The organism is Elusimicrobia bacterium HGW-Elusimicrobia-1 (genome assembly GCA_002841695.1).
In the GTDB taxonomy this organism is placed as follows: Bacteria; Elusimicrobiota; Endomicrobiia; order PHAN01; family PHAN01; genus PHAN01.
Window position 1 is genome coordinate 1 of record PHAN01000006.1, and the last position, 23,633, is coordinate 23,633.

Consider the following 23,633-nt stretch of genomic DNA (forward strand, 5'->3'; position numbering starts at 1 on the left):
CGCTACAAAGCCGATGAGTCCGAACACAAGTATTTATACAAAATAATTGTTACGAAGTTGTTACGAAAAGAAAAAACGTGCAGCGTGAAGGGTTAAGGGTCAAGGGTCAAGGGTTAAAGGAAAACTACTCTTCACCCTTCACGATTTACCCTTCACGTCCGCTACGACGACCCTGTTTCTTCCTTCCTCTTTGGCGCGATAAAGAGCCGCGTCGGCCTGCTTTATCAGAGATTCCTTGTCGGCGGGACTTTCTTTGGTGACGGTGGCCGCGCCGATGCTTACCGTAAGATTCAGCCCGCCCGAAAAAGTGTGCCGCTCGACGGTGGCGCGGATTTTTTCGGCGGCGCGCAACGCGCCTTCGGCGGACGCTTCGGGTAAAATAATCGCCATTTCTTCGCCGCCGTAGCGGGCGACCATATCAATTTCGCGCGTCTGATATTTAAGAATTTTCGCCACTTCCTTCAATACCGCGTCGCCCGTCTGATGGCCGTGAGTGTCGTTGACCGATTTAAAGTGGTCTATGTCGACCATAAGAAGCGAGAAGAATCTGGAGTATCTGCGGGCGCGCAGGAACTCCTGTTCGAGCTGTATCTGGAAATATCTGTGTATGTAAAGACCGGTGAGCCCGTCGGTAATCGCTGAATAATAGAGTCGCGCGTTTTCTATGGCCATAGTGATTTGATAAAAAAGCGTCCTCAGAAAATCGCCGGAGCCCTCGAGTTTGTTGGTGTAGAGCAAAAATCCGCAGAGAGTGTCCTTGAATATCAGAGGGGCGATGTAGCCGCACTCCGCGGCGTCGAGCCATTCTACGGCCTCGGCGGCTTCGGGAATTTTTTTGAGTTCGTCGATGCCGTGCGCGGTGTTGTTGGCGGGCTGTTTTATCCACTCTCTGAAACTTTCCGAGAGGCGCGTGTCGAATCTTTTATGCCCGATGAAAGCGTCGTTCTCCACGAACTTGGGAGGGCGCACTCCCTCGGAAATGGCGATTTCCACGCGGTTTTCAGAGCTGTCGGTCAAAAGTATGAGTCCGGCGGGCGAAGATGTGAGTTCGAATACCACGTCAAGCGAACTTTTGAGGGCTTTGTCGAGTTCTATCGACGAGGATAGGGTTTCGGAAACCTTATTAAGTGTGCTGAGTTTTTGGAGTTTGTCGTTTATGTTCTCTCCCATGGAGTTCATAGCGTCGGCCAGAAACTCTATCTCGTCGTTGGTTTTAAGACTGATTTTATGGGAATAATCGCCGCCGCCGAGGATCTTTGTTCCGTCTATGAGTTTTTGAATCGGGTTGGTCAGACCCTTTGAAACCATGCGCGAAAAAAATAACGCCATTATGACTCCGGAAAGAAATATCGCCAGAATTCTCATCTGCAAAGCCCGCTGCTCGGCGACGATGGTCTGCGCCGTAACGTCGATGCCGACTATGGCGACGGCCTTGCCGCCGGAGTCGTAGACCGGAGCGTACCCCGAAAGAAAAGAGCCCCATTTGTCGGACGTAAGTTTTTTGTCGGCGGCCGGTCCGTCGAAAGCGGAAAGCATCTCGGGAAAATCCGAGGCGTCGTATTCTTCGCCGGGGGGCGAAACGTCCTCGTCGGGGCTTATTTTGCCGTCGCCGTTTTCGTCGAGCGGCTCGGAAGCGTCCACGGCGAACTTGTATACGCCCGGACGGTCGCCTCTGACCATCGTATAAATGTAACGCACCCGTGGAACCTCTTTTTTGAACCGGCGCAGAATGTCTCTTATTCCGAGGTATTCCGGCGAGGCCATATCGCCCGAAGCGTACGCTTTAGTATGCGTGTCGCCGTCTATCATAAGAGACGCGCTTATGGCAAGTTCCGTAAGATTTCGCCTGAGGTCTTCCGTCTGGGCGTTCATCGAACGCTCGTAGAAAATCGCGCTTACGTACAAAGAAATCGCGGCGACGAAAACGCTGAATACGACGGATATTTTTTTCTGAATTTTCATATTTGTCTTCGGGCGGCGAATGAGATTCCTCGCTACACTCGGAATAAATAAAACCAAATATGTTACTCATATCCGGTTTTATTTAATCGAATCGCTGACTTCTTTGAGCGCCTTGGAGATGCTCTTTTGGCCGGACGAAACTTCTTTTGGCATTATCTTCGACGATATTTTTTCGGCGGACGGCCTGCCCGTCTTAATTTCATTCCATAAATTCCGGAACGCCGACGGAGCCAAGGACGACGACAGGGCGTAATAAACGGCCAATGCCGCCAAAAAACGTCCGAAGATTCTTGTCAGGGGATTTTTCTGAAGGTTGGCGAGCATAAAAAGCGCGGCCGCCAAAAGTAAATTAGTCATAGTTCGATTATATCATAAATTCAGTTGATTGAGTCAATTGAAAAATCCCGTTATTTGTCATTCTGAGTCCCTCGCGGTGTCATTCTGAGCGAAGCGAAGAATCTCGTATTCCGACGACAAACGGGACCCTTCACTTCGTTCAGGGTGACGTTTTGGACTCTTTTTCAACTGACTCTGATTATAAAAGATTTTGATGACGGGGACTTCGATAAAACTTTTTTAAGGTAGACACCCGTATCAGAGGACTGATTTTTTGCGACGGATTCCGGCGTTCCCTCGGCGACGATTCGTCCGCCGGCGTCGCCGCCCTCCGGCCCAAGGTCAATTATATGGTCGGCGGTTTTGACGACTTCAAGATTATGCTCAATGACCACGACGGTGTTGCCTTTATCCACGAGAGAATGTAAAACGCCGAGCAGTTTTTCGACGTCGGCGAAGTGAAGACCCGTCGTGGGTTCGTCGAGAATATAGAGCGTCCGGCCCGTGTCGCGGCGGGACAGTTCCGAGGCAAGTTTGACCCTTTGCGCCTCGCCGCCGGAAAGCGTGGTCGCCGCCTGACCGAGTTTTATGTAACCCAGGCCCACATCGTTAAGAGTGGACAAAACGCGGGCCACGCGCGGAATATTTTCAAAATACGAGGCGGCCTCTTCGACGGTCATATCCAGCACCTCGGCGATATTTTTTCCTTTATATCTGATTTCAAGCGTCTCGGGATTAAAGCGCGCGCCGCGGCATTCGTCGCAATGCACATAGACATCGGGCAGAAACTGCATCTGGATTTTTATGACACCGTCGCCGGAGCAGTTTTCGCATCTTCCGCCGGGGACATTGAAGGAAAAACGTCCCGGCTTGTATCCGCGTTTTTTGGACTCGGGTGTCATCGAAAAAAGAGTCCTTATATGGTCGAACGCGCCGGTGTAGGTGACCGGATTGGAGCGGGGAGTCCGGCCTATCGGCGACTGGTCTATGACTATGATTTTATCGAAAATTTCCGCGTTCCTGATTTCTTTATGCGCGCCCGGCTCTTCCTTGGCGCCGTGGATTTTTTTCGCCAGTGATTTATACAATATTTCGTGCACAAGCGTGGACTTGCCGGAGCCGGATACGCCCGTGACGCACACAAAACTTCCGACGGGGATTTTAACGTTGATATTTTTGAGATTGAACTGCCGGGCGCTGATTATTTCGATAAATTCTTTCGACTTTCGCCGCCGCGCAGGAAGAGGAATTTCCATTTCGCCGTTGAGATATTTTGCCGTCAGGGAGCGGGGGGATTTAAGAATTTCTTCCGGCGAACCTTCGGCCACTATCTCGCCGCCGTGAGCGCCGGCGCCCGGGCCCAAATCGATTACATAGTCGGCGGCGCGGATGGTTTCCTCGTCGTGTTCAACCACAATCAGGGTATTGCCCAGGTCGCGAAGTTTTTTGAGCGTGACTAAAAGTTTTTCGTTGTCCCGCTGATGAAGCCCTATGCTCGGCTCGTCGAGAACGTAGAGCACTCCCGTGAGCCGCGAGCCGATTTGAGTGGCCAGCGAAATCCTCTGCGCCTCGCCGCCGGCCAGGGTCTGCGTGGCGCGGTCTATCGTGAGGTAGTCCAGCCCCACGTTGGAGAGAAACTCCAGGCGGGAGCGGATTTCTTTAAGCACGTTTTTGGCTATGACCTTCCTTGTCTCCGTAAGCTCCAGCGCATCGAAGTATCTTTTCATATCGCCGACGGAGAACGCCGAAACCTCGGAAATATTTTTTCCGCCGATGAAAACCGACAAGGCCTCTTTTTTCAGACGGCGGCCGCCGCACGACGGGCACACGCGCGTGCGCATATATTTCTTCTGTATCTCTTCTTTTACGAACTCGGATTCGGTTTCGGAGTACCTGCGTTTCAGGTTGTTCGCGACGCCCTCGAAGGTTCCGTCGCCGTAAAGAAAGATTTTTTTCTGCTCCGGCTTAAGCCGCGCCCACGGCACGTCGACGGGAATGCCGTTTCGGCGGGATACTTCGTCGAGCATTTCGTTGTAATAGCCCTTCCAGGCGCCAATCCAGCGGTGAGTTCTTGTGGTGATTGGATCCGACCACGGAGTGATGACACCATCCTGTATCGAGCGTGAAGTATCGGGTACGACGAGAGATTCGTCGATTTCGGTCTTCTCTCCCAGACCGGTGCATTCCGGACACGCTCCGAAAGGCGAATTGAAAGAAAACAACCGCGGCTCAATTTCTCCCAATGAAATGCCGCATTCGATGCAGGAATTTTTCCGTGTGTATGTGACCGCGGCAGGCGATTTCTTCCGCCCCGCGCCTCCGACGGCGGCGTCGTCGGCGGATATTATTTCGACGAGGCCGCCAGATTCTTTGAGAGCCGTTTCCACGGAATCGGCGATTCTGTCCTTCGACGTCTCCCCGATTACAACCCTGTCGACGGACACGGATATCGAATGTTTGCCGTAGCGCGACAACTTTATTTTTTCATCCAGCGAGAGAAGTTTGCCGTCGACCATAACGCGGGCATAGCCGGATTTGGCCAGCCGCTTAAAAAGGTCTTCGTACGCGCCGGTCCTTCCGCGCACAAGCGGCGACAGTATGTGCAGACGCGAGCCGGACGGCTTCAGAGTTATGAGTTTTATTATTTCCGACGACGACGCTTTTGTTATCGGCTTGCCGCAATCAGGGCAGTGCGGCTGTCCGACGCGCGCAAAAAGCAGCCGCAGATAATCGTAAATCTCCGTAACGGTTCCCACGGTGGAGCGCGGATTGTGCGACGGCGCGCGCTGCTCTATGGCGATGGCCGGAGACAGACCTTCTATCGTCTCGACGTCCGGCTTTTCCATCAGTTCCAAAAATTGCCGGGCGTAGGCCGACAGAGATTCCACATACCGCCGCTGTCCCTCGGCGTAAATTGTGTCGAACGCCAGCGACGACTTGCCCGACCCCGACAGACCCGTTATCACGACCATCCTGTTTTTGGGAATTTCAAGATCGAGGTCTTTAAGATTGTGTTCGCGCGCGCCGCGTATTATTATTTTATCCATTGGTATTGCATTGTCATTGCGAGGTTATTGTAGGGACAGGTCGCGACCTGCCCCTACTTGCGGGAGATTGCCGCGTCGTCCATCAAGTAGGGGCGTATAATTATACGCCCCTACTCCTCGCAATGACAGAAAAGCGGAAAGGCAGATTATACAAAATGCCGTCCTTTTGGTATAATTGCCGCCGAACTACTGAGGATTCACTAAATAATGGACACACCGGAGGCGGGGATTTCAAGATGGATGCAAGGCGCGACGAACGACGGCGTATCCTCTGTGATACGCTGAGGAGGAGCAACGCCGCAGACGCTTGAAAGACGCGCCTCGCCGAAGGCGCCGGCCGTTTTTGGGCTGCGACTTCGGCGCTCCTCGCTTCCCGTCTCGCTCCAAAACCGGCTCGGCCGGTGTATTCATTATTTAGTGAACCCTCAGTAATATGACCCTGAAATTCGAAAAACTCAAATCTTCCGACGCGGCGGAAATCTATGAGATAGAAAAAATCTCTTTTTCCGAGCCGCATTCGCTGGCCTCGGTGGCCGCCGCGATAATGAATCCCGCCTGCGAATTCTGGGTTTTGCGGGATGCGCCCGATGATACCGGCGCCGACGGCGCCAAGACGGAAAAAATAGCCGGCTTCATAGAATTCTGGCTTATGTACGACGAGGCGCACGTAATCGACATAGCGGTGCGCCCCGAGTACCGAAGGCGGGGACTCGGCAGGCGTCTTATGGATTTTCTCGTCGAAAAATCCGCCGAAGCCGGAGCAAAAAAAATCTTTCTTGAAGTCCGCCCGTCGAACAGCGGCGCCATATCGCTTTACAAAGAAGCTGGCTTCGTCGACGCGGGCAGGCGCGTAAAGTATTACAAGGACGAAGACGCTTTGATTATGACCAGAGATGTGGAAGTGGTTAGTGCTTAGTGGTTAGTGGTTGAAAACTGTCTATGGTAAATTCAATTATGTTTGCAAAAAACAATCGCCTGAAGTTTTCAATATTGCCGACGAGGATTCTGCGCGCGGGCGCGTTGATTGCGACCGCGATGTGTTTTTTTGCGGCGCAAAGCCGCTCAATGCCGCCCCAGCGAAGCGGCGGCGCGGGGACATACCTTGAATATGTGGCCGCCCGCGTTCTCATCGAAGAAGGACATCTGGCGCAGGCAGCCGCCGCGCTCGAAAAAATCGTGGCCGCCGACCCCGACGCCGCCGCCGCGCACCGCGATTTGGCCGAGACATATCTTAAAATGGGCGAAATTGAAAAGGCCATGGCATACGCCGACGAAATCGCCCGCAGATACGCGGACAGGGAAACATACAGGTTTCTTGCGACTTTTTATTTTTACGCTTTTTCGCACAGCCGCGCGGCGTATTATTTTGAAAAACTTCTCGAGGAAGAACCCGACGACGAGGACGCGCTCGCCTTTCTTGCCAATTACTACTCCACGGTAAAACCGGATGAAGCGATAAAATATCTCGACCGGCTCGCGGCGCACAATCCGGAGGACGCCTCGGTGTTCGTGCGCCTTGCGGCCGTTTACGAAAAACTTAATCTCTATGAAACCGCCATAGGCCACTACCGGAAATCCATGGAACTCGACCCCGGACTCAAAGAGGGTCATCTGGCCATTTCAAGAATTTACGAGGTAATGCGGGATACGCGGGCGGCAATAGGTGAATACGGGGCATATCTGTCGGCCGATCCCGACAACATCGCGGTGCTGTCTTATCTGGGAGCGTTATATTTTGCGACGGGAGACATCGACAAAGCAAAAGACACTTTCGAGCGGCTCGTAAGCGTGTCGACGTCGCCGGCAGTCCGCATCTGGCTGGGAGCCGTCGCCGCCGAAAAAGGGGAACTGCTCGAAGCCGTCAGATATTTTGAAAAAGCGGCGGCGGCGGAACCTTCGGCGCAGGTCTACCAATACATCGCCGAATTGCAAATCCGACGGAAGGACTTCGAGGCGGCGCAGCTTGCCGCGGAAAAATCCGCGAGGATGTCGCCCGACGACCCCAAAATTCTGATGCTGGCCGCGCTGGTGCGTATGGACCGCCGCGACTACGGGGGCGCGATAAAATTTTTGAACGAGGCGCTCCGCGTCGCTCCCAATTCGGAAGAGGCCATTTTCTACAAGGCCGTCGCTCTGGACAATACAAAACGGTTCAAGGCGATGCGCGCGTCGCTGGAGCGGCTGATATCGCTGAATCCGTCGCATCATCAGGCCAAAAATTATCTGGCGTATTCCCTGGCGGCGCGGGGAATGGAGCTCGATTACGCCCTGAATCTCGCCCTCGACGCTCTCAAAATATCGCCCGACACTCCGGCATACATCGACACCCTGGGCTGGATATACTTCAAAAAGGGAAGATACGAAGACGCCGAACGCGAACTCGTCCGCGCCGTCGAAATGCAGCGCGACTGGGAAATATACTTTCACGTCGGAGAAGTAAAAGAAAAACTCGGAAAGGAACGCGAAGCGATATCGGCCTATTGCTTCTCGTTGTATTACGGCGCGCCCGGAGCCGAGGGAAAGGAAACAAAGAAACGTCTGGCGCGCCTCGCGGCCTCTCACAACGCCGAAACACTTTTTGGCGATTTAATCAGAAATATAATTTCGGAAATTCCGCCGGCGGAAAAAATCGACGCGGGATTTGCGGCGAAATCGCCCGCGGGAACATTCCGCGGAAAGGCGTCCTTCCGGTCTCCTTCGGCATTCACCCTGGACATAGGCGAGGGTCTTTTCAAAACTTTCATACGTTTGGAGCGCAATGTCGAATACTTTCCTTTCGCGCCCGCGATTTTTCCGGACGACTCCGCCGAAAATATAATGTCCGTGTTAAGAAGTGTTTTTTCGGGCGGATTTTACGAAACCATGACGAACGCCGCCGCGCGAACCAAAGGCGGCGACATGGTAGAAATAGACACGGCCGACGCCAAAATAACCGCCTCCCGCTTTACAGGCGACGTGCTGAAACTCGACACGGGACGCTCCGTCTGGAAATTCTCGAATTATGCGGCTGTCAGGGGACACAGAATCCCGTTGAAAATAGAGTTTTTCGACGGTAGAACCAAAATTTTTGAAGCCGCCATACACAATCCGGAAATCGAATGAACCGAATAATCCTGAGGGCGCCGGCCAAGATAAACATATTCCTTGAAATAGAACGGCGACGTCCCGACGGCTACCACGACATCTCCAGCGTGTTCCGCCTCATAGAACTTTCCGACGAAATTGCCGCCGAAAAAATACCGTCGGGCGTTGAGTTTTACTGCGACGAGCCGCTTCTGAACACACCCGACAATTTGGCCGCCAAAGCGGCGCGCGCCATAATCGCGGCCGCCGGAATCAAAGGCGGCGCGCGCATTAAACTCTCAAAGAAAATCCCGTGGGCATCCGGACTTGGCGGCGCGTCGTCGGACGCGGCGACGGCCATAAAAGCCGTTTTGGCGTTGTACAACGCCCGCATGGACAACGCCCGGCTCGTTGAAACAGGCAAAGCGCTCGGCGCCGACGTCCCGTTTTTTTTGAGCGGCGCCCCGACGGCCGCAATAAGCGGAATCGGCGAGAAAATTATGCCGCTCTCATGGCCCGAAAATTTCTACATCGTCGTCGTAAAGCCGACCTTCGGCATATCCACGAAAGAGGCCTATGCCCGTCTGGTTTTTCCCTTGACTGACCGACGCCAAATTGATAAAATGACCGCCGCTATTGTTGCGGGCAAGCCGCCGGAAGATATCGCCGCGGAAGCGTTCAACCGCTTCGAGGGGATTGCATCGGCGGCACATCCCGAAATCCCCGCGATAAAAAATTTCCTTCTGAGTTCCGGAGCGCTTTGCGCTCTTATGAGCGGTTCCGGCTCGGCGGTGTTCGGAGTTTTCAAAGACAAGGCATCGGCGCGAAAAGCGGTCGAAGCCGCGCCTTCTGAACTCGGACGCGCATATCTGACCGGAACTTTATAAAAAACTCCGTCCGTCTTTCCGGGGTGGTGTAATGGTAGCACAAGGGACTTTGGATCCCTTTGTCGTGGTTCGAATCCACGCCCCGGAGTTTTTTTCATAAAAGATTATGCTAATCGTAAAAGACACCATATCCCGCGACGAACTTAAAAAAATCGCCGCAAAACTCTTCGGCGACATGGTCAAAGCCGTGATCGACATTGACAGGGGACTCATCGCCGTCGACGCAGAACTCCACTCCGACCTGGAGGCAGTTCTTATAGAAGACGGCTCCCATACGACGGCTTTATGGGGGATAAATCTGTATCCCGAACTTTCGGGAGAAGATTATCTGGAATTCGACTCGCTCATAAACGTGAAGCCCTCCGTCGCCAACAGGACCAGGGGCGTGGAAGACGAAAAACTCCGCGAGCGCATAAAAAACATTGTAGCCAAAAGGATAACAGTATGAGCGTCTCGCACAGGGAGCTTTCCGCGGGCCGCTGGCGCTCTATGTCCGTCGTCGAACAACTGGCCAATATAGGCGGAGAAATAGGACGGGCCGTCAAATGGCGTCAGAAAAATAACCCTGCGTATTCCGGCAAAGCCGCCGAGCGCGCGCTTGAACTTATCGATTTCACGCTTGATGACCCAAAAAATATCAAACGCCTTCGTGAAATAGCCCGCTTAAGAGAAGCGGCGGCCGACTATTTTTTCGGCGACAACACATGGGGTTCCACGGATAAATCCTGGAGCCGGTATGTCTCGCACTTCGCAACGGCGGCGAGGCGGGCCGGATAGAAATTTTTCGCTCGCGCTTTCACTCCGATATTGATTTTCTCCGCCGGCGGCGCGGCAAACAAACATAACCGAAAAATGCTTCTTGAAACCCACGCGCACACATCCCGTCACTCGTCGTGCAGCGGGCTCGGTCCCGCCGAACTCGTGCGCCGCTGCGCCGCAAAAAAACTTCAGGGCGTAATCATCGTCGAACATCATTTCCTCTGGAAAAAACCCGAACTCGAAGAATTAAAACGCGACACCGGAATGGAGCGCGGTTTCGTTATACTCGCCGGCCAGGAAATACAAACCGGAATCGGCCACGTTATCGTCATAGGCGCCGGCGAGACAATCCGTGCGGGAACGGAAATCGGGACAATAGGAAAACGGTGGCCCGCGGCCGCGCTGATACTGGCTCATCCCTTTCGCGGAGGCAGATTGCCGTCGGACGCGCTGCTGCTCGACCGGCGTATGGACGCCGTCGAAATATTCAACACAAATCAGACGATGAAGGAAAACTGCGCCGCGCTGGCGGCATGGCATCGTCTCAAATTTACGGCCGTCGCCGGCTCCGACGCGCACGCCGCCGCGACGGCGGGTGTCTATCCGACCTTGTTCGACCATCCGGTGTCGTCGGAAAAAGAAGCCGCCGAAGAAATAAAAAAAGGCAGAACGCGGCCTTTCCACAAGGAAATTCCCAAGGCCGGCGGCAATGTCACGGTAACCGAAATAACCATAGGGACAAAGGGCGACGACGAAGCCCGCCGCCGCGTGATACTCAGAACCTTCGACGACGAAAAGAAATATCTGCGGGCGCGGCAGGCCGCAAAACTGGCCGAGGCGCTCAGGGCATCGGGTTTCGCGGAGGGCATTTTCAGGGTACCGGCGGTTATCGAAATACAGGACGCCGAAAAGATAATAATCGAAGAAGGCCAGCGCGGCAAAAATCTCCGGGACATCGCAGCCAATTCCTCGACGGAAGCGGCACGGAGGGATTTTGAACTTGCGGCGCGATGGCTCGCCCGCCTTCACTCGGCGGACCGCAAAAAAATCCTGCGCGGCTGCGGCATAAATTCGCCGTCCGACACGCTCGAACGGGAACGAAAAAGATTGCGCGGCTATCTTGATTCGTTCGCCGCCACCGACAACCCGATGACGGACGACGCGCGCAAAATCATCTCTGCGGTCGGCGACGCGCAGGAAATACTGCTGGGCGCCGGATCGCAAAAAACGTCGCGGCGGCGCGAATACGCGCTGTGTCACGGAGATTATCATCCCAAAAACATCATCATCGGCCAGGACATCTCTGACGATACCGCGACGCGTTTTATATCCGTCATAGATTTCGGCAGCGCCTTAGTTCACCTGCCGGCGTTCGACGTGGGATATTTTCTGGCCCAGTCAGAAAACCAGTTTTTCGGCGAGGCGAAAATCCTGCGCAATTTTGTCGCCCGCGATTTTATCGACGCTTATATTGACGAACTGCCCGCCGGAAAGCGCGCCGCCGCGCGGCGTGAGTTACCGCCGCTGGCCGATTTTTACAAAGCCCGGGCCAACCTGAGCATTGCGGCATTTCTCATTAAAGTCGGCAAAGGCGAGAGCCCGGAAACCGCCGCCGCCATAAGAAAATCGCTGAAAATTATCCGCCGGATCGTCGACACAGGCGCGGCGCCCGGAATAAAACTATGATCTCCGCGAGCATCGCGATATTCGACCTCGACGGAACTCTTCTTGACACCCTCGAAGACCTCACCGATTCCATCAATGAAGCGCTGAAACGGAGGGGACTGCCGGTTCATACTTCGGAAGCCGTAAAATATTTCGTGGGCGACGGCGCCGAAGAATTCGCCGCGCGTGCCCTGCCGCCCGAGCTTTCCGGCGACGTCGAATATGTAAGACGCGCGGCCGCCGAAACAATGGACGAATATTCGCGCAGGTGGCGCGTTAAAACCCGCCCGTACGACGGCGTGCCGGAAATGCTTGCCGGAATCAGGTCGCGCGGAATTAAAACCGCGGTTCTATCCAATAAACCGCACGACTTCACCCTGCTGACGGCCGAACACTTTTTCGGACGGGAGACGTTCGATATCATACTCGGCGCCGGCGACGACTTCCGGCGAAAGCCCGATCCGGCCGGAATCCGCATAATACTCGAAAAACTGAAAGCCGGTCCGGAAGCGGCTTTTATGCTCGGCGACACAGCCACCGATATGGCGACCGCTGTCGCCGCCGGCGTAAAAGCCATCGGCGCTCTGTGGGGATTCCGCCTTGCGAAGGAACTCTTAGCCGGCGGCGCGGATATCCTCGTTGAAAAACCCTCCGACGTCGCCGGGCTTTTGCTATAATGGATTTTCGCATGAAAATAAATCCGCGCCGCCACGCCGTCGAATACGCGTACACCGCTCTGGCAGCCGTAACTCTTCTTACGGCTTCATGCGCTCCCCGGCGTCCCGCCGCGCCCCGCGACGGCAAATCGCCCGCAAGGGATACCTTCGTGCAGGCATTGCTCGGCGACGCGTCGTATCTGAATCCCGTGCTGGCCTCTGACTCGGCTTCGGGAGCCGTCAACGCGCTGGTCTTCAACGGCCTTATAAAGTATGACCGCGATCTTAATATCGTCGGCGACCTGGCCGAATCGTGGCGCGTATCCGACGACGGCAAAACCATTGTCTTCCGCCTTAAAAAGAACGCGCTCTGGCACGACGGCGCGCCGTTTACCTCCGGCGACGTCAAATTCACTCACGAAAAACTTACCGATCCGCGCACAAAAACGCCTTACGCTTCGGATTACCTGCTGGTGGAATCCCTGCAAACACCCGACGCGCATACCGTAGTGATTCGCTACAAAAAACCGTTCGCGCCGGCGCTCGAATCGTGGGGTATGGGAATAATCCCCAAACACATTTTCGACGGACGCGACATCAACACGCATCCGGCTAACCGCTCTCCCGTGGGAACCGGCGCGTTTAAATTTCTGAGCTGGAAATCCGACGAGCGCATAGTCCTTGAGGCCTTCGACCAATGTTTTGAGGGTTCGCCGGGAATCGGCCGCGTTATATTCAATATCGTGCCCGACCAGTCGGTGCAATTTCTTGAATTACGCAACGATTCGGTGGACTATATGTCTCTTACGCCCGACCAGTACAACGCCTACGACGTATTCTTCCGACGACACGACAAGTTCCGCTATCCCGCGTTTCAATACACCTATATGGGTTTCAACCTCGAACGGCCGCCTTTCGACGACATAAGAGTCCGGCGGGCGATGGCGCACGCCATAGACAAATCCCAAATCATCGACGGAGTTCTTCTGGGGATGGGTCGCGCGGCCACGGGGCCGTTCCCGCCGCAGTCGTGGTCGTACAATCCGGACGTAAAAGATTTCGAGTATAACCCCGGGAAAGCCAAAGATTTGCTTCGCGAAGCCGGATGGACGGATTCCGACGGAGACGGCGTTCTTGACCGCGGCGTATCGAAAAACGGACGGAATCGACGACAGAATTTAGAGTTCACAATTCTTACCAATCAGGGCAACAAAATCCGCTCGATGACCGCCGAAATAATTCAGGCGCAACTCGCCGCCACGGGCATAAAGGCCGACATCCGCATAGTCGAATGGTCGGCGTTCATACATCAGTTCATCAACAAAAAAAACTTCGACGCCGTAATACTCGGCTGGTCGCTGTCGCGCGATCCCGACCAGTACTCGATTTGGCATTCGGCCGAGACCGGCGAAGGAAAATATAATTTTGTCTCCTACAAAAATCCCCGGACGGATCGTCTTCTGGAGCGCGGCAGAAGCGTGTTCGACAAAAACGAAAGGCGCCGCATCTATCGCAAAATCCACGAAATAATCCACGCCGACGCGGCCTACATTTTTCTGTATTATCCCGACGCCCTGCCGGTAGTGCATAAAAGATTCAAAGGGCCCCAAGTCGCGCCCGCGGGACTCGGATGGAATTTCGTCGAATGGCGCGCCGCCGACGGAAAAATAAAATACTCATCGGGAGAATAGCGCGGGACATTTCTTCGTAAAAATTCGCAAGAAAGCGGTTTGACATAAAAATGAAAAAATATTTTCTTCGACGCATCATCAATTCCGCGCCGGTTTTGTTGGGCATAACCATACTCACATTTTTTGTAATGCAGGCCGCGCCGGGAAAGCCCACGGATTTGGTGGAGTTCAGCGCAAAGGTCTCGGCCGAATCCAGGCAGCGCCTCATCAAACTTTACGAACTCGACCGTCCTTTGCACATCAGATACATAAAGTGGCTCGGACGGATGGCGCGGCTGGATTTCGGCAACTCTTTCCGCGACGACCGCCCCGCGATAAATAAAATCGCCGAGCGGCTTCCCGCGACACTGCTGCTCAATCTGCTTTCTCTTTCGGTGATTTTCGCCGCGGGCATAGGACTGGGCGTGCTGTGCGCCGTACGTCACAAAACTTTTATGGACAACCTGATAACAACCGTCGTCTTCGTGGGTTATTCGCTGCCCGCCTTCTGGCTGGCTCTTATGGCGATAATATTCTTCGGAATACATCTCGGCATTTTGCCGATATCGGGATTGCGCTCCCTCAATTATGAGTTTCTGCCGTGGTGGGGGAAAATATTCGACGTGACAAAACATCTCGTTTTGCCCGTGGCAATAACATCTTTCACGGGAGTGGCCGGTCTCACGCGATACGCCAAAAGCGGTATGCTCGACGCGCTTAAATCGGATTACACCCGCTTCGCGCGCGCGAAGGGAGCGCCGATGAGGGAAGTGGTTTTCGGGCACGCGCTCAAAAACGCTCTTCTTCCCGTCATAACCATAATGGGACTTTCACTGCCGGGCATCATCGGCGGCGGTTTCATATTTGAAACGATATTCTCTTATCCCGGAATGGGCAGATTGGGATACGAGGCGATAATGTCGCGCGACTATCCGGTAGTTATGGCCATAAGCGTGATAGTGGCGATACTTACTCTGGCCGGAAATATCATAGCCGACGCCGCCTACGCTTTCGCCGATCCCAGAATCAGATATTCCGACGGAAACGGACGCGGCCGGAACGACTGAACATATTATGCTTCGTTATTATTTAGAAAGGTTCAAGCGTAACAAACGCGCGATCGCGGGACTTGTCGCTATCGGCGTAATTTTTATTCTGGGAGCCGCCGCGCCTTTTGCGGCTCCGCGCCCGCCCGGCGAGCAGAACCTTGCCGGACGACTCGCGCCGCCTTCGCGGTCGGCGCTTTTGGGCACGGACGATCTCGGCAGAGACGTGCTCTCAAGAATGCTTTATTCCATCAGGGTGTCTTTCGCCGTGGGAATCGCGGCCGCCGGAATATCTGTCGTCATAGGAACATTCATAGGAATACTCAGCGGCTATTTCGGAGGCAAAACCGACGAGGCGATTATGCGGTTCGTCGACGTAATGCTGTGTTTTCCGACGTTCTTTTTGATACTTATGGTCATCGCTTTTCTTGAGCCCGGAATTACCACGGTAATGGCCATTATAGGTCTTACGTCGTGGATGGGCCTTGCGCGACTCGTGCGCGCGGAAGTTATGTCGATTAAAGAACGCGAGTTCGTTCTGGCGGCCCGTCTTTTGGGACTTAAAAAGCGGCGGATTTTTTTCGTTCACATACTTCCCAATGTCATATCGCCGGTTTTGGTATCGGCCACTATGAGCGTGGGAGCGGCGATTCTTGTCGAGTCGGGGTTGTCGTTTCTCGGTCTGGGCGTGATGCCTCCGACTCCATCGTGGGGCCAGATGATATCGTCGGGAAAAGATTACATACACATAGCGTGGTGGCTGTCGCTTTTTCCCGGGCTGGCCATACTCGCCACCGTGTTGTCGTTTAACACTCTGAGCGAAGGCCTCAGGGACGTGTTCGATCCCAAATTATGAAACCCGAAAATATTCTTGAAGTCCGGAATCTAAGCGTCGGATATTTCCTCGACGAGGGAATAGCCCCGGCCGTCGCCGGAGTATCGTTCGACATAGCCAAAGGCGCGGCCACGGCTTTAATAGGCGAATCGGGTTCCGGAAAGACGACCGTCGCAAACGCGATTATGGGATTGATAATGCCGTGGGAGGGCCGCATCGCCGGAGGAACCTCGCGATTCGCCTTCCCCGACGGCGAAATCACGGAAACCGCCGTGGAAAAACGCAAACGCGCAAGAGGCGGAATATCTCTGGTGCCGCAGGACGCCGCGGCGGCTCTCGATCCGGTAATGCGGATATACCCGCAGATCGCCGAGGCGGTGAGATACTCCGCGGATACCGTCGAAGCCGGCGCGTTGAGCCGCCAAGACATCCGGCGAAAAGTTCTTGACGCGGCCCGTCTGGCCAAATTTCCCGAAGACGCCCTCGACGCCTATCCCCACCAGATTTCCGGCGGACAGAAACAGCGCGCCGTGATAGCCTCGGCGCTGGCCGGCGAGCCGTCGCTGATAATCGCCGACGAGCCAACGTCGGGACTGGACGCCGCCGTGGCCGGCGAAATTCTTTCGACTCTCTCAGATCTCAAAAACTCCCGGAGATTATCGCTCCTTATGATAACACACGACATCCGCGCGGCCGCGGCGCTCTGCGACGAAGCCGTAATAATGTACGCCGGCAGAGTTTGCGAACGCGCAGCGCTAAAAAGTATAATCCACGCGCCGAAACATCCTTACTCCGCGGGACTGATGAACGCCGTTCTTTCCGTCTCAAAACTGACCGAAGGAGTCGCGCCCGTGGAAGGTTCTCCGCCGTCGGCCGGAGACCTCGCGAAAAGTTCCGGTTGCCGCTTCGCTCCGAGGTGTCCTTACGGAATGAATATCTGCGAAGCGTCCGAACCGCCGATGTTCAAGACGCCGGACGGAGAGGCCGCCTGCTTTCTTTTTGGGCGGAATCCGGATGTTTCCGACGACACAAAAGTATGAATACTTCAGTCATAGAAGCCGTAAATATCGTAAAATCTTTTCCGTCATCCGGCGCATTCGGCAGAAGCGTCGCGATAGAAGCGCTTAAAGGCGTATCGTTTTCCGTAAACAGAGGCCGCGCTCTCGGAATACTGGGCGAATCCGGATCGGGCAAGACGACTCTGGCTCAGATACTCTGCGGACTTCAAAAGGCCGACGGCGGCAGAATTCTCATCGACGGTATCGACAGAGCGGATATTGCCGCCGCCGGAATGCCGCGCAAAATTCAGATGGTGTTTCAAAATCCCTACGCGTCGCTGAACCCCAAGCTTTCCGTGGGCATGCAGATAAACGAGGCGTTGAATGCCTCCGCCCCGAAGCGCGGCGCATGGCGGCGCGGGGCCGTCGAATTGATGCGGCTGGTGGGTCTCGACGGAGAATTCCTCGGCCGTTTTCCGCACCAGCTTTCCGGCGGTCAGCGTCAGAGAGTGGCTATAGCAAGGGCTCTTGCGCCGGAGCCGGAAATACTTGTGGCCGACGAAGCGGTTTCGTCGCTGGACGTTTCCGTGCAGGCGCAGATACTCAATCTTTTTAGATTGCTCAGACGTGAAACCGGCGTCACCATAATATTCATATCTCACGACGCGCTGGCCGCCGCTTATGTGTCCGACGACCTCATAGTCATGAAAGACGGCGCCATCGTCGAAAGCGGCGTTGCGGCGGCAATACTTGAAAAACCCGAAAGCGAATATGCCGCTCTGCTCGTATCGGCGGCAAAAACTTTGCATTGAACGGAGGGGATAATATGACCGCAAACTTTATCGAATCCCTGTCTACCCTGGAAAAATCGGCGCCGCAGGGCGGCTGGTTCAAGGGTATACGCCTTGTCTATCAGGGCTTCGGCGCTATGGCGGCCGATATGTTCAGGCGCTTTGCAACCGTGGACTCAGTCGTCTCTTTTTATTACGGCGAGGATGTGGCGACGCACGTTGAAAAGCGCTGGGGCTCAAAAGTGTTTTCCTACGAAAAAAAGAAGAAAGTGAGACACAACGCCGTCGGCCTTTTCAACGAATATTTTTACCGCGATTACGGCGATGAAATACTCAAACACCTCTCCGGCGTCGACGGTAAAATAGCTTTCGTGCCGTTCGCTACGACTAAAGCGCTCCAGGATTTTCTTTTTGAGCGCGGGCGCGGAATGCATCTCTTTCAGAATCCCGTAATCGTACAGAATTATTTCGACTACAAGGCGCGGCTGGCATGGCGCGCCGCCGAAATAGGCGTGCCGATGCCTCCCGACAGCACTATATCCTTTTTCGGAAGGATGGATTATAAGGAATTGTCCGACCGCTATGGAAGTTTCGTCGTGCAGGTTCCCATTTCACAGGCGGGCGGGGGAACGGATTTTATTCACTCGCTCGGCGATTTTGAAAAAATAGTGTCGATGCGAAAGAATGCTCTCGGAACGGCGTTTGAAAAAACTCCGGTCAAAATCACGCGGTATATGGCCGGCCCCAGCTTAAACTGCACGGGCTGCGTCGTCGGAGGAAGCGTCGTTCTTTCTCAACCCGATATTCAGATTGTGGGCGACCCCACGATAACGACCAATCCCGCTCAATACATAGGATCGGACTTCTCGCTGAACCCTTTTTCGCAGGAGCACAAGAACCGGATGCTGGAAATAACCGCCAAAATCGGCGTGTGGATGGGCAAAAACGGCTATCGCGGAAACTTCGGCGTGGATTTTCTATCGACCCTGACCGCCGACGGCAAGCTCGACGAAATCTACGTCAGCGAGGTAAACGCCCGCCTCGTCGGAGAATCGCAATACCTTGCGGATTTTCAGAGCATGAAAAATCAGGTGCCGCTGACGTTTTTCCATCTTGCCGAGTTCGCGGAACTCGACATAGACCCGCGTTTCGTTAAAACATACAACGACAATCTGCCCGATTTGGAGGGCTCCGCGATAATGATATTCACCGAAGGTAAAGGCATATTCTCCACCGACGGGGAATTCAAGTCCGGCGTCTATAAAATAGAAAACGCCAAACCCGTCCGTCTGCGCGACGGCCTCACGCTTTCCGACACAAAAACACGCGAAGAGTTCGTGGTCACGAACGGTATCCCGTGGAAAGGCCTCACGATTGGCCATCCCAGATACGGCGACGAAGACGTGTGTCTCGGCTACATTATGACGCGCGAAAGCATAGTCGACCCGAACGACTGGAAACGGATAAATAAAAAATGGAAGTCGACAATCGACATGGTCAGAAAAGAAATGAAACTCGCGCCGGCTCCGAAACGCAGTTTGAAAGATTGCCGGTAAAATAAATGTTCCCGTTTGAAAAAAAGGAAATCATTGTCCCGCCGCATTCTCTTTACGCAGAGGCGTACTTGCCGTCCGCCGGACAAAAAGAATCGTCGGGCGCGCTTCCTTTTGTTTTTGTGGGCGGCGTGTTCGACGGCTCGTGGATATTCGCCAGGCACGCGGAATATATGGCCTCAAGAGGCCGCCCCGTCTACGCGCTGAACCTTCGCGGGCAATACAAAAGCCGCTGGCCTTATGTCTCGCGGCTTACACTGTCCGACTATCTGGATGATATATCATCGTCGATAAAACACATTATCAAAGGCCCATACGCGCTGGCCGGCTACAGTATGGGAGCGGCGCTGGCTCTGAGATTTACCGAATCCGCGTTCGCGTCGGGCGGCGCTAACGTCGCGCCGCCGTCGTCGCTGATTCTATACGACCCGACTTATCCCCGCGAGGCCGCCGAGGCCGCGGGGGAAAAACCTCCGAAACGGCTTCCCCGCCTTGCGCCGGCCATGCACTTCATCCCGCCGAAATCCATAGTCGAGGAAATGCTCGACGAGACGATTTTACACGGCGCATATCTTAGAGCGGTGGAATTGTTCCGGTACACCTACGCGTCTTCGCAAGTATACCGCCAGACGGAAATCGAACGGCTGCAATCAGACCCGTCCGCGGTGAAATGCCCTTCTCTGATACTGGCCGTCGACGGAAAAAATCCGGCTTACTCCGCATTCGCCCGGATGTTGAACGCCCGTCTGATTCTTTTCGGCGGATACTCCCACGGCAGTTTTCTTACCGGCAGATATTTCGAGCCGGTCGCGCGGATGGTGTCGGAATGGATGGATGAGACATCCGCAAAGACGCCTCCCGAATCCGAAAAAATACGTTCGTATAATTGGCATCTGGATACGTCGTTCGAAGGAGGCAAGCACAAAATGCTACTGAGATATTTTACCGGATGGGAAAAGCCCTCCGTCGAGATTTATTCGGCAAGCGGACAACACGCCGCTTCCGTCGCCATGAAAAATATCGGCGCGGGACGTAAAGACAAGGAAAGAATTTACGAGGCCGAATTCAATTTTAAGCGCAACAATTCGTTCGCCATAACGGAAGTTACCGACGAAGTATCGTCGGTGACACCTCCGGGCGCCGCCACAACCGCGCTGCCGCGCTCCATAGCCGATATTCCATCGCCCGGAAGGCGCTACGCCCCGCTATTGTCCGATTTATGGCTTATGGACGGCAAATTCTATCAGACCAGACCGACGGAGGAACCCGTCGCGCCGAAATATTTCACTAAGTATTTCGAGTCATCCGCGATGAAACAAAAAATCGCCGCGCACATCCGGCTGCCCCGCAATTACGACCCTCAAAAAAAATATCCGCTGGCCGTCCTCAACGACGGACAGAACCAGTACAAGGGCTGGGGAATGCACGGCGGATGGCATACCGACGCCTCGCTGCAATATCTTTGCGAAGCCGGACGGATGCCCGACACCGTGCTCATAGCCGTTGAAAGCCCCCGGCGCAGACGCAACGAAACTTACCTGCCGCCTCCGATAGGCCGCGCGGATCTTTACGTCAACTTTCTGGCCGACGAACTGCTGCCGTCTCTGGCCAAAGAAATATCGCTGACGACGGACCCCCGCCAAACAGCCATAATCGGCGCGTCCTACGGGGCGAATAATTCCGTTTACGCCGGACTGTTCCGTCCCGATGTTTTCGGGCTGGTGGGATCGCTTTCCTTCGCTTACCTCCCCAAGTGTCCGGCGCGCACGGACATGCGCGCGCGGGCGCAGCTTCCCTTCGCGCGGCTTTACGCCGACTGCGGCACCAAATGGGCCGACGACCAGCCGCGCCGCGACGACTCGACGCCGTCGACGAAAGATCTGGTGAATATCGCCAAGGAAAAGGGAATGACGGAAAACGAGAATCTGCTCGGACTTGTTTTCGCCGGACACTATCACAGCGAAACTTTCTGGCGCAAAAGAATAGGAATCTGCCTGGAATTTCTGTTGGCTCCGCGTATATGAGCGGGACGAACGCCTATTGTCATCCTGAGCGCAGCGAAGGATCCCGTTAGAATATGACAAAGATTCTTCCCCCGCCACACGACGGCGGGGTCAAAATAACATTGAGTATGAAATCATCCGACTATCTGAAAATAATCCTTGGGATTGCCGGCAACGGACGGGTATATCTCGTCGGCGGAGCCGTGCGCGACCTGCTGTCGGGACGTCCGTCGAGCGACTTCGACTTCGCAATGAGCGCAAATCCGTCGCGCATGGCCGCGAAGTTCTCCCGCGCGGCGGTCGCATCCGTGGTCGTTCTCGACGAAGAACGCAAAATATACCGCGTCGTCAAGAAAACGTCATCGGGACCGCTGACCTTCGACTTTTCCGCATACCGCGGACCGACCATAGAGCGCGACCTTATGCTGCGCGACATCACCGTCAACGCGATGGCCCTGCCGCTTAAAAGCGCCGCCGCGCTGCTCGACGAGACATCGGACGCGGAAAAAAAAATAGCCACCGCGCTGCTGGATCCGTCGGGCGGCCTGGACGACTTTAAGAAGCGCCGCATAAAACTTGTCCGCGAAAAAGCAGCGCGCGAGGACCCCGCAAGATTGCTCAGAGTGTTCCGTTTCGCCGCCGAACTCGGCTTTGCCGTCGAGCCCAAAACACTCGCGTCGTGCCGGCGGCTCCGCGGCAAAATCCTTGAACCGGCTCCGGAGCGGCTGCGCGACGAGATATTTAAGATTTTCGCCACCGACCGCGCTTTGTCGTCGGTAAAAATGCTCGATAAAACCGGAATTCTTGAAATTCTTGCGCCTGAAATCACGGCGCTGAAAAAATCCTGCAAAAGTTTCTACTTTCATCCGCAGGGGCTCTGGCACCATCTCACCGAAACTCTCGGCCGCGTCGAGGAATACGCATCCGACGTCCCGTCGCAATTTCCCGAGGCCGCCGGTGACATCGGGCGGTATCTTTCAAGGCAGATGTCCTCCGGCAACGTTAAATCACTGCTTAAATTCGTCACGCTCCTGCACGACGCGGGAAAACCCCTCTGCGCGAAACGCATCGCAAAAAGAATGAGATTTTTCGGCCATGAGACAGTCGGCATCAAGGTCTTCAACGACATAGCCGTCCGGCTTAAATTCTCGCGGGACGAAATGAAGTTCGCCGCGACCCTCATAAAAAATCACATGCGGATTCTTCAGCTCGTCGGCTCGGGAAATACTTCGGACAGGGCGGTTTATCGTCTCAGACGCGACGCCGGCGACACTTTTCCGGCGCTCTGTCTGCTGTCGCTGTCGGACGCGGCCAGTTACAGGAACCTCAAAGGATTCGAGAAAAATAATGTTTCGGTCGTCCACGATTTCGTGAGCAAAGCGCTTAAAAATTATTTTGACGATATGAAAAAACCGCCGCGCTCCAAAATAATAGACGGCCATATGATTATGCGTCGGCTCTCGATAAAACCCGGGCCGGCCGTCGGCGTCATACTCAAGCGCCTCGAAGAAGAACGCGCTGTCGGAACCGTAAAAACAACCGCCGAGGCGCTCGAATGCGCGCGCGGAATATACAGGGAAATATCCACCGGCGCATCGCCGGAGAAACGGAGACACAAATGACTGAAAAATCAGCAAAAATGATTTCGGAACGGATACCATCGAATCGCTCTTTAGGATAAGTTCCGAGATGGTGTCCGACAAAGTCCTCAACGAAATACTTCGCTTCATCGTCAACGTCACGGCCAAAATGATGAAGTCAAAAATTTGCTCGATACTTCTTCTCGACGAGAAAAAGCGCGAACTCTACATAGTGGCCACGCAATCTTTGAGCGAAGAATACATCAACAAGCCGAACCTTAAAGTCGGCGAGGGTATTTCCGGCATCGCCATCAAAAATAACTCCGTGACTACTTCCGCCGACGTAAGAACCGACAAACGTTTCAAATATCCGGAAATCGCCCGCAAGGAAAATATCGTCTCAATGATATCGGTGCCCATTTCGATTAAGGGCCGAGCGGTGGGAGTCATAAACTCCTACACTCCCAAAAAACACAAACACACGAAAAAAGAAATAAAACTTCTCGGCACCATAGCAAACCAGGCGGGGCTCGTCATAGAAAATTCCAAGCTGATGGAAGAAATCAGCACGACAAAACAGATTCTTGAAGTCCGCAAAGCCGTAGAGCGCGCCAAAGGAATTCTTATGCGGGATCTGGCGATTTCCGAGGACGAGGCCTACAAAATCATACAGCGCAAGTCGATGGACACCTGCCGCCCCATGAAAGAAATCGCCGAAGCGGTGATACTGACGTACGAGATAAAGAAGTAGTATTATTTGTTTCTGCCGGCGGGCTGGAGCG

19 protein-coding genes and 1 tRNA gene are annotated in these 23,633 nt (G+C 54.4%); 17 read left to right on the forward strand and 3 right to left on the reverse strand.

The annotated features are described in order from the left end of the window. Positions 1 to 138 precede the first annotated feature (138 nt). The 3 genes from CVU77_04725 to CVU77_04735 form a co-directional block, all read right to left on the reverse strand. Positions 139 to 1,962, reverse strand: a complete 1,824-nt coding sequence (locus CVU77_04725; protein PKN01410.1) for a hypothetical protein — start codon at positions 1,960 to 1,962, stop codon at positions 139 to 141. 78 nt (positions 1,963 to 2,040) lie between these two features. Beyond that, on the reverse strand, positions 2,041 to 2,319 hold the full coding sequence (locus CVU77_04730; GenBank protein ID PKN01411.1) for a hypothetical protein: 279 nt from the start codon (positions 2,317 to 2,319) through the stop codon (positions 2,041 to 2,043). Positions 2,320 to 2,483: 164 nt separating this feature from the next. Continuing rightward, complete coding sequence (locus CVU77_04735) at positions 2,484 to 5,345, reverse strand: excinuclease ABC subunit UvrA (GenBank protein PKN01412.1); 2,862 nt, start codon at positions 5,343 to 5,345, stop codon at positions 2,484 to 2,486. Between the two features lie 433 nt (positions 5,346 to 5,778). Here CVU77_04735 and rimI point away from each other — a divergent pair, with 433 nt between their 5' ends. The 17 genes from rimI (at position 5,779) to CVU77_04820 (ending at position 23,602) form a co-directional block, all read left to right on the forward strand. Next, positions 5,779 to 6,261, forward strand: coding sequence for a ribosomal-protein-alanine N-acetyltransferase (gene rimI, locus CVU77_04740; GenBank protein ID PKN01413.1), 483 nt, complete (start codon positions 5,779 to 5,781; stop codon positions 6,259 to 6,261). 23 nt (positions 6,262 to 6,284) lie between these two features. Beyond that, a complete protein-coding gene (locus CVU77_04745) occupies positions 6,285 to 8,447 on the forward strand; it encodes a hypothetical protein (protein PKN01414.1) in 2,163 nt (720 codons plus the stop codon). Continuing rightward, a complete protein-coding gene (gene ispE / locus CVU77_04750) occupies positions 8,444 to 9,295 on the forward strand; it encodes a 4-(cytidine 5'-diphospho)-2-C-methyl-D-erythritol kinase (GenBank protein ID PKN01415.1) in 852 nt (283 codons plus the stop codon). The genes CVU77_04745 and ispE overlap by 4 nt, the downstream gene beginning before the upstream one ends. A 17-nt stretch (positions 9,296 to 9,312) precedes the next feature. After that, positions 9,313 to 9,383, forward strand: a tRNA-Gln gene (locus CVU77_04755). 18 nt (positions 9,384 to 9,401) lie between these two features. After that, positions 9,402 to 9,743 carry a hypothetical protein gene (locus CVU77_04760; protein ID PKN01416.1) on the forward strand — a complete coding sequence of 114 codons (342 nt, stop codon included), beginning with the start codon at positions 9,402 to 9,404 and terminating at the stop codon, positions 9,741 to 9,743. Then, positions 9,740 to 10,072, forward strand: a complete 333-nt coding sequence (locus CVU77_04765; protein ID PKN01417.1) for a hypothetical protein — start codon at positions 9,740 to 9,742, stop codon at positions 10,070 to 10,072. Before CVU77_04760 ends, CVU77_04765 begins: the two co-directional genes overlap by 4 nt. A gap of 30 nt (positions 10,073 to 10,102) precedes the next feature. Next, positions 10,103 to 11,740: a phosphotransferase gene (locus CVU77_04770; GenBank protein PKN01418.1), complete on the forward strand. Its 1,638-nt coding sequence runs from the start codon at positions 10,103 to 10,105 to the stop codon at positions 11,738 to 11,740. After that, positions 11,737 to 12,396, forward strand: a complete 660-nt coding sequence (locus CVU77_04775; protein PKN01419.1) for an HAD family hydrolase — start codon at positions 11,737 to 11,739, stop codon at positions 12,394 to 12,396. Before CVU77_04770 ends, CVU77_04775 begins: the two co-directional genes overlap by 4 nt. A gap of 11 nt (positions 12,397 to 12,407) precedes the next feature. Further along, positions 12,408 to 14,066 carry a peptide-binding protein gene (locus tag CVU77_04780; protein PKN01500.1) on the forward strand — a complete coding sequence of 553 codons (1,659 nt, stop codon included), beginning with the start codon at positions 12,408 to 12,410 and terminating at the stop codon, positions 14,064 to 14,066. A 50-nt stretch (positions 14,067 to 14,116) separates the two neighbouring features. After that, positions 14,117 to 15,112, forward strand: a complete 996-nt coding sequence (locus CVU77_04785) for a diguanylate cyclase (protein PKN01420.1) — start codon at positions 14,117 to 14,119, stop codon at positions 15,110 to 15,112. Positions 15,113 to 15,119: 7 nt separating this feature from the next. Beyond that, a complete protein-coding gene (locus CVU77_04790; GenBank protein ID PKN01421.1) occupies positions 15,120 to 15,947 on the forward strand; it encodes a peptide ABC transporter permease in 828 nt (275 codons plus the stop codon). Then, positions 15,944 to 16,966 (forward strand): peptide ABC transporter ATP-binding protein, encoded by a 1,023-nt coding sequence (locus CVU77_04795; protein ID PKN01422.1) that lies wholly within the window; start codon positions 15,944 to 15,946, stop codon positions 16,964 to 16,966. The genes CVU77_04790 and CVU77_04795 overlap by 4 nt, the downstream gene beginning before the upstream one ends. Continuing rightward, a complete protein-coding gene (locus tag CVU77_04800) occupies positions 16,963 to 17,736 on the forward strand; it encodes an ABC transporter ATP-binding protein (GenBank protein PKN01423.1) in 774 nt (257 codons plus the stop codon). The genes CVU77_04795 and CVU77_04800 overlap by 4 nt, the downstream gene beginning before the upstream one ends. Before the next feature lie 14 nt (positions 17,737 to 17,750). Beyond that, positions 17,751 to 19,271, forward strand: a complete 1,521-nt coding sequence (locus tag CVU77_04805; GenBank protein ID PKN01424.1) for a hypothetical protein — start codon at positions 17,751 to 17,753, stop codon at positions 19,269 to 19,271. 5 nt (positions 19,272 to 19,276) lie between these two features. Next, positions 19,277 to 21,292: a hypothetical protein gene (locus CVU77_04810; GenBank protein ID PKN01425.1), complete on the forward strand. Its 2,016-nt coding sequence runs from the start codon at positions 19,277 to 19,279 to the stop codon at positions 21,290 to 21,292. Positions 21,293 to 21,345: 53 nt separating this feature from the next. Further along, positions 21,346 to 22,893 (forward strand): hypothetical protein, encoded by a 1,548-nt coding sequence (locus CVU77_04815; protein PKN01426.1) that lies wholly within the window; start codon positions 21,346 to 21,348, stop codon positions 22,891 to 22,893. Between the two features lie 67 nt (positions 22,894 to 22,960). Beyond that, positions 22,961 to 23,602, forward strand: coding sequence for a histidine kinase (locus CVU77_04820; protein PKN01427.1), 642 nt, complete (start codon positions 22,961 to 22,963; stop codon positions 23,600 to 23,602). Positions 23,603 to 23,633 lie beyond the last annotated feature (31 nt).